Origin of the sequence: Paenibacillus sp. NPDC058898, assembly GCF_049316025.1 — a bacterium.
GTDB lineage: Bacteria > Bacillota > Bacilli > Paenibacillales > Paenibacillaceae > Paenibacillus_AQ.
On sequence record NZ_JBMOSM010000009.1, the window covers coordinates 247156 to 260857 of the forward strand.

Annotated in this window: 7 protein-coding genes and 1 pseudogene; 4 read left to right on the forward strand and 4 right to left on the reverse strand. The window is 49.7% G+C overall.

The genetic code is table 11. The annotated features are described in order from the left end of the window. Genes ACOZB4_RS23420 through ACOZB4_RS23430 form a run of 3 tightly spaced genes read right to left on the reverse strand, consistent with a single transcriptional unit; the run spans position 1 to position 7593 of the window. Positions 1-2385, reverse strand: a complete 2385-nt coding sequence (locus ACOZB4_RS23420; RefSeq protein ID WP_379406606.1) for a transcription initiation factor TFIID — start codon at positions 2383-2385, stop codon at positions 1-3. Positions 2386-2388: 3 nt separating this feature from the next. Then, entirely contained in the window at positions 2389-5778 is a 3390-nt protein-coding gene (locus tag ACOZB4_RS23425) for a tubulin-like doman-containing protein (protein WP_379406605.1), read from the reverse strand. Between the two features lie 27 nt (positions 5779-5805). Beyond that, a complete protein-coding gene (locus tag ACOZB4_RS23430; protein WP_379406604.1) occupies positions 5806-7593 on the reverse strand; it encodes a vWA domain-containing protein in 1788 nt (595 codons plus the stop codon). 315 nt (positions 7594-7908) lie between these two features. On the opposite strand from ACOZB4_RS23430, the gene ACOZB4_RS23435 reads away from it, so the two are divergent. The 4 genes from ACOZB4_RS23435 to ACOZB4_RS23450 all read left to right on the forward strand — a co-directional run bounded on the left by ACOZB4_RS23435 (position 7909) and on the right by ACOZB4_RS23450 (position 12591). Next, positions 7909-8061, forward strand: a complete 153-nt coding sequence (locus tag ACOZB4_RS23435) for a hypothetical protein (RefSeq protein WP_379406603.1) — start codon at positions 7909-7911, stop codon at positions 8059-8061. 175 nt (positions 8062-8236) lie between these two features. After that, on the forward strand, positions 8237-8989 hold the full coding sequence (locus ACOZB4_RS23440) for a hypothetical protein (protein WP_422759661.1): 753 nt from the start codon (positions 8237-8239) through the stop codon (positions 8987-8989). Between the two features lie 15 nt (positions 8990-9004). Further along, the gene (locus tag ACOZB4_RS23445; protein WP_379406601.1) at positions 9005-10918 is read left to right on the forward strand and encodes a hypothetical protein; all 1914 of its coding nucleotides are present in this window, start codon (positions 9005-9007) and stop codon (positions 10916-10918) included. A 590-nt stretch (positions 10919-11508) separates the two neighbouring features. Beyond that, positions 11509-12591 (forward strand): hypothetical protein, encoded by a 1083-nt coding sequence (locus tag ACOZB4_RS23450; protein WP_379406600.1) that lies wholly within the window; start codon positions 11509-11511, stop codon positions 12589-12591. 876 nt (positions 12592-13467) lie between these two features. Here the strand turns inward: ACOZB4_RS23450 and ACOZB4_RS23455 are convergent. Further along, a pseudogene (locus ACOZB4_RS23455) lies at positions 13468-13659 on the reverse strand (RHS repeat-associated core domain-containing protein); the annotation flags it as partial. Positions 13660-13702 lie beyond the last annotated feature (43 nt).

Below are 13702 nucleotides of genomic sequence, written 5' to 3' on the forward strand. Positions count from 1 at the left end.
CTAGCGCAGCTCAGGAAGTTGCGCCGGTTCCATTCCATGAAATTCATAACCGTTTGCCGTATAGGTCTCGTAGTAGGTTCTGCCATTCCGGTAGTACATCAGATCCTCCAAATGGAAACCTCCCATCAGGTTCAGCTTCTCGACTCCGCTTGCGCGCTTCTCGTGCACGATGCCAAGCTTGTACACCCGTAAAGCTTCATCGGCATGGATCGCATAGCGGACAAATTCGCTGTCGGCATCGCCGAAGAAATATTTCTCCTCATATCGATGCTCCTGCGTATAGTCAAGCAGCCTGACTAACGTAACGGAGTTCTCCTCCAGCATCCGGTAAAGCACCTTAAACAGATCTTCCTTGGCAAGCACCTGCTTATTATTGTAGTCGATGGTTACGTTCGCTCGCCGCAGCAATTCTTCCTCGAAGGTCTGCACGAACGGCTCTGCTGTCAATAAATCCCTCAGACAGACCCGGATCATGCTCGACAGGATTGGTTCCGTTCCTTCATGCGTAACGATGGAGAGATTGCCGACATACCGTTCTTCAAAGAATACTCCCTGGCCGCGCTTACTCTCCAATTCCAGCATCAGTTCTTCCGTTACAATGCCATAATACTCCATCAGGTTCTGGCCGATATAATCGTCTGCGGTACGGATGCTCAACTGGGCTGCTTCCAACAATTCCGTTTCAAGCTGGTCCAGCATGTTCGCCTGCTGCTTGTAATGACGGTGAATCCGTTCGAGCTCCACCTCATAGAGCCTGTACAGCGCAAGCTCCGTTTCCAGTAATAAAAGCTCATACTTGCGTCGATAGAGCTCGCCAACGAAATAACGAATGAAATGGCGCACATTCTGTTTATCCCTAAAAGGAAGTTTCTTAAACGGCTGACTTTCCACGCTTTCCTCATAATAGCGGTTCAGTCCGTCCTGCTCGGTCTTCAGGAGTCTGCCGAGATCCCGGATTCGAGAGCGGACCGCTTCAAGCAGTATCCCCTCTCCCGCCTTGTCACTCGTCCACTCCACGATTTGATAACAACCGATTTGCGGATGATCCGCCAAAGTGCGACGAAGCGCACTATGAAGCTCTTCAGCGGTGCTCATATCGCTAAGTCTCTTTTGGACCTCCAGCTCGTAATTGCTATGAAAAAATTGCCTGCAGCCATCCCCGAACAATGCCTCTTCAGCTTCACGAATGTTCATCCGCTTCAGCCCGGCATAACTGACGGGGTGTGACATCATCCCCTTTAGCCCATCCAGATGCTCTGCGTCCGGCAGCATCCGGTCCGCTCTTGCCGCTACGGCCTCCGCATCGAGACCAAAGTAGGTCAGGCATTCATGAGCCTCCGGTTCCGTCCCACTCTTCATGCGAAGCAGCAGTCCACGGCACAGATGATAGAGGACCGTTAGCGCAATCGGCTCGTTCGGCCTCTTCACCCGGGCAAAGCCAGCGGAGACAAAGCCTTGGCGGCCGGATTCCGTCATGATATTGCTTTTGAAAGACGTATTGTTGTAAATGCCCCGGATTCCGTCATAGGTTGCATCCTTCTGCTTCCGGTTCTTAAGCAAACCCAGATGGCAGATGATATCATAGATATCCTGCATCCCGGCGTAACCTGATATGCCGCGTTCATTCTTATCGGACAGCACATAGACGAGATCAAACAACGGCGAGGCCGGGTGAACGACCGGAATCGTCAGCCCATCCTCCGTGACCTGCAGCGGTGCGGAGAAGCTGTATTCCCGGCTCTGCATCAGCTCCAGCTCCCGCAAGAAGGCAACACCCACGGAGCTCGCATAGCCATAAGATTCAATCTGCTCCCTTTCATTAATGAGCGCATACAAATCCATTTGCACCGACTTGAATGACTGCTGGAAAATCGATTCGGCCAGTAATGAAATTTCCGGTATAAACACATTAAACGGGTCGTCGACCCGTGTAATGACAGACAGATGAATCCGGTCAAAGGATGAATAGCTGCGTCCATAGTCTGCGATGTGGTGGCTCAGCTTCCGAATCGCTTTATTCAACCCGGCCAGGTGATGCGGGTCCCGATAGAAGCCCTGGTATAGCTCCTTGCGTACGGACTTGGATGCGCCGTCTGACTCCGGTAAATGAAGATGATACCGGTGAAGGCGACCGGAGGATTCGGAGCCTTTCGGCTCCCCCCCTCCATCCTGGTCCGTTCCCACATGCAAATAGATGACACTTGCGCTGTTGTCCCATTTGCGGTCATGTATCTCCATAATCGGTTCGATTGCGGACGCCGTCTTATCACCGATGAACAAGTATACCTCCGGGTAGTGGATGCTGCTCTGATCATCCTCCATCAAGGTAAGCTGCTCTTCCGATTTGGCATAGCCGGCAGCATACTGGCGAAGAATTTCCCTCATCGTCTATTTCAACCTTCTTCGGATGTCATTTAATTTCGAAGAAACCTGTCTGTAGAACTGATAACGCTCTTCGCCGTCCGCAAGCTCCACCTTCTCGTATTCAAGCCGGTCGCGCGTTTCCAGGAACCGCTCAGCCAATTCTTCCAGCTTGGTAAGCAGCGGCGTAATGTCATCGGAAGCGGTCAGCTCCTGATCGCGGCGGGAGGATTTGCGCAGCAGCGTGCTCCGGCTTTTCTCGTCCAGCTGACGGAAGTGCTTGTAGACTTCATACTCCACGTCATTCACGCTTTTCAGCAGATTGGCAAACGGCTCCCAAGAGTCCTCTTCCGGATCGCGATCATAAACGAAGAGCGCACCCTTCTTCGTGATGGTTCCGGTATACAACGCCTCAATAAATTGATCGAGCCATTTCTCCTCATTCTGATTATCGCTGATCAGGAGCTCGAACTCCGTGACTTTGGCCGCGATGGCGGCATATTTCTTCAGCTCTTCCCGCACGCTGCGGATCATTTCCGGCGAACGAATCAGATTTTCCTTGGCCATCTCCTCGTTGATGCTGTTGAAAATATCCTTGGAGCCCGCCGGCTCCAGCCCCTCGTTCAGTAGACGCTTCAGCTCGGTCCATGCCCGCTTGACTTCGCCAAGGTTAGGCTTGGGACTATCCAGCTGCAAGTCATAAGCACGAAGCAGCTCGTTCAGATCAAATGGCTTCGTAAACACGACCGCATAGCGGCTGCTCGTGTTCTGGTCAACATCCTTCTGGATGACGATCTTAAACTCAAGTGCCTGGTTAAATTCAGCACGTACCCGGGCGTTATAATCCTGAACCCGCGGATTGACGTAGGTATCCCCCCAGGATTTCTCGGGAATCGGCGATGGCAGGTACGTCCAATTGTTACGATCCGTCTGCACTAAGTGACGTCCAACGCCTTCCTTGTCCATGATCGTGCGTTCGTAACTCTCCTCATAAACCTTAAGCGGCGTATAAACGAACAACGGCACGCCGTTCTTTGTATTCAGCCAGAAGATCCGGTTCTTCACTTCGCTCTCCTTCACGGTGAAGTGAGACTTCCCGACCGAATTATTCTGATAATTGCGAATCCCTTTCAGAATGCTTGGTGCCTGTACAGGCACGGACACAAAGCCCCACGAAGGGAAGTACAAATTGCCTGCGCTGTTGCTCAGATGGAAGACCGGCACGGCTTCATCGTCCAGCTTGCTGGCGATGTTGCGCTCGACAAATTTTTCGATGGAATCCTCCTGCCCGAATTTCATGACGAGGAAATCTTCCATCGAGCGGGTAATCAAATCGCCGAATTTATCGGTAAGAAACTCCGAAATGGATCGGACGATATCGATCTCCTGCTCACGCGTCCAACGATTGGCATGGCTCAGCAGCTCCTGCGCGAAATCGCGGATGAGATCGTCTACATCCTTCTGATCCATGATTTTGTTGATGACGTCGGAAATATCGGGCACGCTGACCAGGTTCCAGTAATACGTCTTATTCCCTTTATGATCCTGCTGTTCTTCCCCGTTCACGAGAATGTCGCCGTTCTTGGCGAAGATCGAATTCAGAGCATTCAGAATTTCCGTATATACGCTATAAATCCGGTTGTTCTCCTGGTTCAGCAGATCGTATAAATCCTCATAGAACTCAATCATCTGCTCGGTGCGTTCCACATCCGCTTCCAGCCAATATTCGTTGATTTTGGCTTCGATATAGATGTTTTTCTTCTTGTCCTTCGAGACAAAAGCGCTCTTCGCATCACCCAGACGATCGATCGCCTGTTCTCTGGCCGACTCGATGTCACGAGGAATGCGGGTCAGATTCTCGCGCAGCGCTTCGATGTAGGACAGAAGCATTTTCAGCAGGCTGAAGCCCTTCTCCGTATAGATCAACCGGGACACATAGAACGGTCCTTGCTGTGGATGCAGGAACATGCGGCGGATTTGATCGCTGAACTGAGCCACGATCTCGCCCGGCAGCTGCTTCTTCGCTTTGATATACTCCTCGCGGGCTCTCGCCAGGAAATTCTGCTCCAGCTCCGTATCCATATTGATAACCTGGTTCTTCACGACGTTCGCATAGCTGAGCCGTTCGCTATTCTGGTATCCGGGAAGCGGCTCCGGTACGCGGGACTCGAAGTTCTTCGTCATGGAGTCCAGATCGATACCCAGCTTGCTTGCGAATTTCTCGACATCCTCCTGGCTTGGCGCCTTCTCGAACATGGTTTGCATTTTGCCGAATACGCGGTACGCCAGATAAGTAGTCATCTCTTCAATGGGTAGAACTGCTGAAGATGCGCCGATAATGTTGTAGTCGTAATTGGCAGGATACGCCTTGTTCATCTGCGCGATATTGGTACGAATGTTGCTGATATAGTCATGGATCGCAAACTCTTCACCGGACTGTTTTTCCTCGCTGGCCATGAAGTTCGTGATATTCTCAGCGGTGACGTTCATGCAGTAATCATAGGCATTTTCCAGCAGTTTGCCTTCCGTATTCGTAGCGGAAATCAGATGACACAGATTAAACGGAGGCAGCGGAGAGTTCACGGTCAGAATGTTGCCGTACTGCTGCTTGAACCGCTCGCCTCTGGCATCCACGTTCATCCAGTAGTCGAGCTCTTTGAGCGCGGCGTAACCGTTCTTCTTGATGTATTCGCGCGTATGTTCGCTCAAGCTTTTGTTTGCCAGATTAATATCCGGCGTAAACAGATAGCCAAGCGTGTTCACGCGGTCGATCCCGGCAGAGCCGTGGTCGCGTTCAATAATGCCGCGAACGATATAGGCAATGTCCAAGAAGCAGCCGCTGCCTGTACCGCCCGACAGCCCCGTCAGCAGGAAGACCATCAGCTTTTTGTTCGTGCCGACCGACAGCGTTTTGATCTTCTTGTCGATCGCCTGCACCACTTGCGTAATTTTCGTAAACAATAGCAGGCGGCCCGCTTGGCGTACACCCGCTGCTCCGTTCATGCCATCGGTAATACTCAGCTCGGGCGACAGCCAATCTGTAATGTACGGCTCCAAGATGCTGCGGTTCTGGAGAAGCCCTCCGATCTCGGCATTGGAGAGAAGCACGAATTCATTGATCGGATCAAGCCCGATGCCTTTATAACGTTTATTCTTATCCTGCTCGTTGGTCTCAAACGCCAGAAACTCCACATTATCCGGCTTGTCCATTCTCTTCTTGGACAACGGATCCTCCGGCAGCTTGAAACGGCGGTTAATCTGATATTTCAAGCGCAGCAGCGCATCGATTCCCGTCCCTCCAAGTCCGATAATAAGGATCGGATTGTCGATCGTATCCACCCGTATTTTCTCGCTGACAATCCCGCCTCCGAGTGAAACGTCAAGCTGTTGTATATGTTCTCTAACTACCGGTTTCATAACTTCCCCTCCTGATAGGTCTTGGCTTTAAGCCAAATATTCAAATAATATCGTTTTGTCCGCCTGCTGAAGGGAAACTCTCAGCCGGTCTCCGTTCTTCAGCTCGGTCCCATTCGTTGCATCCAGAGCGCGTCCGGACTTTTCGATTACAGCTGAAGAATTATTCTTTAGTATGATGCGGTCGTTCTTGCCTGGCATGAACAGGATTTTCTCGGTCTCCTTCAGCTCCGGAGCAAGCTGCAGAAGCTGATGCAGATTGAACTTCCCTTTGAACGAAGCCAGCTTCTTGTATTGCGGAAAGGTCTTCTCGCCGGTGTTCTCATCCCTGATCTCGATCACGATCTGACCGACAAACCCTTTATTCGCTTTCTTAATCGCGCCGAGTATGAAATATGCAGCCGCTCCAACAATGAGCAGTGCTGCGATGCCAATGATTACGGGCCATAATGGAAAAGGTTTCGTTTCCTCGCCCGCGGTCATCTCCTTCCCGCCGCTTCCGGAGCCGGAGGCTGCCGCCTTCGCACTAATCTTCACAGGCGCACTTTCGCGGTAAAAGCTCTGCTCCTCCGCCCGTACCCTCAGCTCGTAGTCGTGCTTCTGCGGAATCTTGTATTTCCCTTCAAAGCTGCCGCCTTTGTTCTCAAGGTCGACCTCCGACTCGTCCCCGGTGTCCAAGTCCTTAACCAACAGCTTGGCCGTCATATTGCCGTACTGTTCCTGGTCCTGCAGCTTTTGCCCATTGCTGACAAGGTACGCGTTAATGTCAATCGTATCCCCCGCCTTTACCTTAGAAGATGGGGGAGGATCCATGGTCAGCTCCAGATCGTAGTTGAATACGAGGTTAATGTCGATTTTGTCTTTAGATACGCCTTTTACGTGCAGCTTCCAATCGCCTTGCTGCGGCTTCAGCAGCTTGAGCAGCGAATAGGAATTGGAAGTGGAGCGCAGTACATTGGCCGAAGGAATCGTTTGCTCAGCTCCGGAGGGATCGACAAGCTTCACGTCGACGGGGCTGGAGGACATAATGGAAATATTCGCCTCCAGCACGTTCGCATTCGGCACATGAACCGTAACCTCCTGATAGCTTCCGTTGCCGGTAATCGATTGTACCGGAACGATCTTAAGCTGCTGGTGGCTGGCAAAAATCTCGCTTAATATTTGCGGAAGGTCATCCGCCGAACTGGTGGTAAAGGATTTACCCCCCGTTTGGTTTGCCAATTCAGCTAACGTTTCTTTATTCAGCTTCCCGTCGGCATTCAGCCCAATCGTATAGATCGGGATGCCGCTTCCCTTGGCCTCCTTGACGGCTTGGGCTAAATCTTCTGAAGCCTCCTGGCTCGTCTTGCCGGTGTTAGGATCCAGGTCATTGTTACCGTCGGCCAGAACAACGATCATCGGCGCATGCGCCGGGTCCATTCCCTGCTTCAGCACTTTTACGGCTTCATCGAGGCCTACGGACATATCCGTGTACGGACCGCGATCCAGCTGATCGATAAACTGCTTCAGCGCGGTCTTGTCCGCCTCCGACTGAATTTCAAGCAGGGCTTTCTCCCGCTGAATCCGGTCGGTATAGGAAACGACGCCGACCTTGTCGCCGGTGGTGGCCAGCATGTCGATAAACATCTTCATCGCTTCGCTGCTGATCCTCTCCGGATCACTGTTTTTCATCGAGTTGCTGGCATCCATCACCAGTACGGCATCAATCTTGGAGCCTTGCGAGGCAGCCACTGCCTGAGGCATGGTTCCTCCGCTCCAGGTCAGAATCAGCAGCACCGCTGCCATCAAAGAGAGCAGCCATTTATTTTTACGTAACATTGAATTACTCCTTCATCCATTTAGTCTAGCATCAGGTGGATGCCTCGGTTCATTGGTCAGACCATTAGTCTAACTGTAGGCAATAAGTCTTAAAATTACATGAAAGAAAGCTTAAAAACACGAACAGGAACATCCAATTCTCTAGTGTATTTATATAGAAAATACCATGCTTATCACTAAAATATACCAGCACTATGTCCATATGATATAATTATACCTGCCAAAGTTCAACATCATCAGTCGTATCACCCGGACTTAGGTCACAAGGCTCACCCACCATTATCGAACAAATATGATGCCGAAAGGAATAGATATATGATTACATACGGATGTCTCGGGATTTTGTTTCTTTTTGTCATCATCAAGATCACGGCCTACTTCAAGCGTAAGAAGAACGCCCCGACACCGGAGCAGCTGCATCAGACTCTGCTTGAAGTTGTCAACTCAGAGAGGGAACAGCATGGATAAGAAAAAGCCCGTACAACTTCGTCCCTATAATAAAACGAGATATGTCTACCAAAAGTTAAGGGTTTGCAAACATTGCCACAATTTCACGATTCTTTGGGAAGATAGCTGCGCTTTCTGTAAACGGAGCGCCCTTGTCCCCGTTATGGAACTTGCAGAGAAAATGGCCAAGCGTTCTATGCAGAGTGACCGACTTCTCTTCTACATTATAGGGCTCTCTGCCGTACTTCTTAGTCAGACCTTCTTGCAGATCGTGATCTCCTTTGCTTGTATGGTGATCCTGCTCGCATGGTTATGGCTGATTCAGCGGCGAGTGCTGCATTCCGAGACCCTGCACGCTCTGAACAAGCTTATAAGATCTCATCAAAAACAGATTTATGAGGGCCTGGATCTGAACAAAGCAACGGCTTCTGCCGCCATCAAGGAAGATGCCCAACTAGGGTATGAAATCATCAGGGAAATTGCCTCCTTGGTTCGGAATGACCGCATCCGTCTGCAGCAGATCGTTCTCCTGCAAAGCTTCAGCTTGCGCAAGGATATGGAGCTTGAACTCGAACCGCTATTGCTCGATGAGTTTGATCCGGACCTGGCTGCCTATATCGGTGAAATTGCCAAAATTAAACGAGAGTTGATTAACAGCAAAGCGATCCAATACCTGCTCGAACATGAATCCAGCATTTTACGGATGGAGCAAGGCAGGCAGATTATGATCGACGCCGCCGGGGCAGCGGTACGGAAGAAAAAATATATCGATACGTTCCCTGATTTTATTAGCCGCTATGCGGATGGATTGCCAAGATATCGCTTCCTCCGCTTGTATCAGATCGTACGCCGCAATCCCGGCTTGTCGTGGAACGGACTACGGGACCGGGTATCGGCCATTTATAATGAACACTACCGCTCGGACCCTGATTTTCAAAAATGGGATTAGAGGGGCTATACCGTTATGACGATGAGAAACACGCTAACCCTGCGTAATTTGTATCTTTTTTTATGTATAGTCCTTCTGCTGCTGATCGGGTATAAGGGAATTCATATCTATCAGAAAATCGAATCGATGGCACAAGCAGAATTATTGTATGCTCAGAAGAAGCTTGTTCAGGCAGAAGACTGGTATCAGAAGGCGCGAAATAACCGTTCCCTTCTATATAAAGAAGAGCTGCTTGCCTCAAGACTACAAGAGCTTGAACCCATCACTTCCATGAAGCAGAGCCTTTCCTCACTTGATCATCGGTTGAGCCGTGTCGGGGAAGCAGGCGATTTCTCCGGCTTCATGAACGTATATGCTGAATTGCTTGATACAGAACAGAAACTGGCGGGTCAACAAGGAGTTTATGCTTCCTACTACGATGAAATTGCTGCGTTCTACGGAATCCCCGACGATGTGAACCGGATATTCCTGCAGTTCATTGGTTTGTTTAACCGCCGGGCCGATGAGCTGCTTGAAGAGTTGCAGTATGACGACAACAGCTTCAAATGGAATTTGCTCCGCATTCCGGATTCATTCTACGGCGGGGAGAAGCAGAAGAATGAGAAGCTGCTCCGTCTGTTCCAGCGTTATGACGAAATGGTCCTGACTCGTCTGGCAGGAGCCGGACAGTATACGGATCTGCTGAATTGGTCACATGCCATGAGTTCCGAGTATGCCAGCCGATCGCTGCCGGCTGCCTGGTTGAATGGCAAGACAGATGAACTTGTGTATACCATGCTGCAAAAGGATGTCCAGCGAGAACGGCCCTCCGATTTTGTTTCGCACGCCATGGGGTATAGAGACTATCTGGACCGAAGCGGTCTGAAGAACGCTACAATCATAGAATATATTCAGAACCAGATAAAGCGGTGGATCGCGACAGCTGATGGAATGGTACAGAGCCAGAACTACGAGGAAGCGGTAGCACTTTATGAAGCGTTGTCGGAGTACCAGGATATGAACGGTAAACTGCAAGCTGCCAAACTGGCCTGGACGATCCACGATCCGATTCGTTTGTTCCAAACGGCTGGTCTGAAAGGCAGCTTCAGCAATGTAAGCGGAGGCGGGAATCGTTTCGGAGGCTTGGCGTATGCCATTGGAGTCGATAAAGGGAATATCATCTACTTCGCGGTCTTGAATGCAGATGAATCGCTGCAATTATTCCAGAACCATGATTACCCGTCCGGCATCGCCATCCAACAGGTTTCAGTCGAGGAATCGCTTAGCACCGCGATGAATCCGGTTATCCTAGTGGAGGGCGACGCGGGGACCGGTCTGATATTGTATTCAGGCTATGAAGCCAGAGATGCCAACCTGACGCCGCTGTTCCAGTTTACGGCCAAAGACTATCAGGTGCAGCCGGATAAGTCTATACTGGTCACCAATCTAGAAGGAGTAAGCCCGGACGAGATCGCCATCTTCGAGCGTCAGGGAGACCAATATGGATTCACAGGGTATCAGGTCCAGTATACCGACATCGATATTGCTAATATCGAGAGATATCCGAATGAGAAGGTACGCTTCTCAGTCCATATCCTGGAGGGTGGCTATGGCGAGGTCGTTGCCGAACGCGATGGATACCATGTCATTTTAAAAGGAGAACTGGATTTCCCAGCAGGGAGCGCGACCCTAATCGGAACGTTCAGCGGATATCAGCAGTTGGAGATCCCGGGCAGCAGCCAGCCTCCTGCGGCACCAGACCCTGCCGAACCGGAGAGCGGGCAAGTTGACGGAGGTAATTTTGATGAAACTGAGAATCCAGGCGATCCCGTCACTTCCGAGGAAATCAATCCGGATGATGTCCAACAAGACCTTAGCAGAAGTAGTGAAAACACCGTATCCGGTCAGATCACGAAGGTGCCTGTCATTCAGGTGGAATCGATCGAGTAATTGATTCTATCTTTAATCACTTTAAAGTATCTTGAATTCTTCTAAACATGACAAAAGGCTTCGCCCCATATCATCAGGGGCGAAGCCTTTTCATTTATAAATTCAAGCAATATGAATCCTAATTGAACTATTCCGTTTCTGTAATAGTAAAAGGTCATATCGAGTGCGATGGACGTGAATCGTTAATCTGCAGCACAAACCTTTATCGGCCTTATGTGGTAATGGAGATGGCTTGCTCTTAAAACTGACCCGTGTTTGAAGATACGTTAGCCACCCTGAGACTTTGGATCCTTTTTTATAATTCAAAAGTTCCAAGGTGACCTACCCTTGGTGAACGGATCGCAGGCAGCGAAATACATAGAATAAGGCCGGCAGCCCTCAATGGGGCGGTAATAGTGGAGATAGTCAAAAAGTTTGCACTGACGTGAACGATCGTTTTCACCACAAAACGGTTTCTAAAAAATGAGACATTGGCCGCAGAACGAAAAAAAAGGATTACTCGAAGCGCTAACGAAAGTTTTAAGCATCCGAACATACATCCCATGATCGCCACCTGGAAGGATAATTAGGAATATTCAGGAGGGAATGACATGAAAAAATCAAAATGGCTGCTGAACTTCGGACTGATATGCACATTGCTGCTATCCGGATCAGCCGCGGTGCTTGCAGACGACGCGGAACTTGTACCAATCGAATCGTTGAAACCTGCTGTACCAATGGTTAAACCTGTGCTGACGGGGACCGGCGGACCTTTGATTCTAAGCGACTCCCCGGAATCGCCAAAGACGGAAGGCGCATATTACCGGGATTCGGTGACAGGGTCGTTCCGGGTGTTCTGGCATCATCAGAATATGACCGGCGAACCGCTTACCGTGGCGGTGGCCGTGACTAATGTGTCCAATGAGCCGGTCATGCTGTTCTCGGAGGGAATCGGACTCGCGACGAACTACTATCCAGATATCGCCGGACAGATAGCGTTGGCCGACTTTATGGGCAATCGAGCGGCCCAGAAGAAAGAAGCGATCCTCCAGCCGGATGAAAGCTATTACCTATCCACCATCGCGGAAAATACGTACACCGCAAGCGGTATCGCAAATTTTACAGCTTATACGCAAGTGGGACATCAAGATGCTACGGTTAAGGTAACAACGCTGGGATACAAAGAGCAGCCGGCCAACCCGCTTGACGTGCCCATTTTGACGAAGGATATGCATGTACGCGGCACCTTCCCGCATGCAGACCGGACCGGCACGCTCCAGTACAACACGTCCGACGGCAATTCAATGATCCGCATCTCCTCGGCTGCCTCCGGCCCATGGAGCGACAGTATGCCGGGCGAGTATGAGGACGGCTGGAATGCGGTTGACGGCGGAAAGGTCATTAACAACGGAAACTACGGTGTCATGTATCATCTGAGCGTGGCTATCAACAACGAAGAAGACGCGAACCGGGCAATTTCGGTATACGACAACCCCTCCGGCGGTGCAGGCCACTATGTCATCGGCTGGGGCAAGGATCTGCTGCAGTCGCCTTTCGTGGATTACCAGAGAGCGTGGAAATTCGCCGAGTTTTCGGTCAACAAGAAGGGGAAAACCGTAGCGGCTAATCTGAGTCTGACCGGAGGCGCGGCTGGACCGCAGACGCTTTATTTTACCAACAGCGAAATAAAGTAGTCCGTTTGGTTTCCCACTATTCGTCCCGGGATTCAATCGATCGTTTGAAAACTGTCCGTTCCGGTTTGCGCCGTGAATAGGACAGTTTTTTCGGATGGGAACTCTCGGTGCGGATCTTAGATATTCGTTGCTTGCAATCTCCGAATCAGCACCGGTTAGCAACCAGTTTAAATAACTAAATAAAAAGAGGGCAACTGAAATTTCTTCAGGCTACTCTCTAGATGCATAATCATCCTACATCCTGGTTCCACACTTTTATATCACTGGACACTGAGTGAATGCGTTAAATAATCCATGTAACTCAATTACCCGTAGAAATCCAATTTATTTTACTTTGGAAAAATCAAAAGTTTGTAACTGTTCTTTAGAGACAAGAAAATAAAATTTGTAACTGACAAACCCAGATGATTTGTAAGCTTAGTTGGATCAACAAACTTTTAAGGCCACTCTCTCTACGAAGGTCTACAATGAAAATCTGCTTCATCTTAATTTAGTTGCGAGTCAGCAACCGAGGAGTCCGGAGTCAGATTCAGCATCCCTATCTCCAGTATTCTTCAGCAAGCCAGAGAATGGTCGAAAAGAAACCGATGACCAAGCTCCGGCCATGAACGGCAAAAATAAATTTTGTACCTTCAACGATGGAATTGTAGTAGCATTTCCGGTAGCAGGCCTTTTCGTGAGATTAAAATTCCACTCTCCATAACGTTTCATTAATGAATCTTTTATTTTTCTTTATAGTAGTAGTATTTGAATTGTTCGACCTCGGTTCTACGCGCTTCGTGGCTCCCTGACTTCTGTCTGGCACACGATGATATTTTTTTAAGCACTTTTCTTACATCGGTTCCTGGGCTTCACATAAGTCTCCGCCTTTTAGATTAAAGGATTATTCCTTTCATACGTATATAGATTTAATGAGAGTGGATTCCCCGGTTCACCTTCATAAGTATCCTCATTAATAAACCGCTCCACACTTGGATCATACCATCTGGGTCTAAGGTATTGTAAATCGGTTGCGGCATCCCACTACTCACCAGGGTAAAGAAATATATTGGTAACCCGCTCTGATTTTGAAGAGGAACTTGCGATTCCAAAACCCGTCCACTGCACTTTT

Bases quoted from the DNA above. Each gene is read 5' to 3' on its own strand.
- ACOZB4_RS23450 (WP_379406600.1), top strand. From the start codon at position 11,509: ATGAAAAAATCAAAATGGCTGCTGAACTTCGGACTGATATGCACATTG.
- ACOZB4_RS23425 (WP_379406605.1), bottom strand. From the start codon at position 5,778: ATGAAACCGGTAGTTAGAGAACATATACAACAGCTTGACGTTTCACTC.
- ACOZB4_RS23440 (WP_422759661.1), top strand. From the start codon at position 8,237: ATGCAGAGTGACCGACTTCTCTTCTACATTATAGGGCTCTCTGCCGTA.
- ACOZB4_RS23445 (WP_379406601.1), top strand. From the start codon at position 9,005: ATGACGATGAGAAACACGCTAACCCTGCGTAATTTGTATCTTTTTTTA.
- ACOZB4_RS23435 (WP_379406603.1), top strand. From the start codon at position 7,909: ATGATTACATACGGATGTCTCGGGATTTTGTTTCTTTTTGTCATCATC.
- ACOZB4_RS23420 (WP_379406606.1), bottom strand. From the start codon at position 2,385: ATGAGGGAAATTCTTCGCCAGTATGCTGCCGGCTATGCCAAATCGGAA.
- ACOZB4_RS23430 (WP_379406604.1), bottom strand. From the start codon at position 7,593: ATGTTACGTAAAAATAAATGGCTGCTCTCTTTGATGGCAGCGGTGCTG.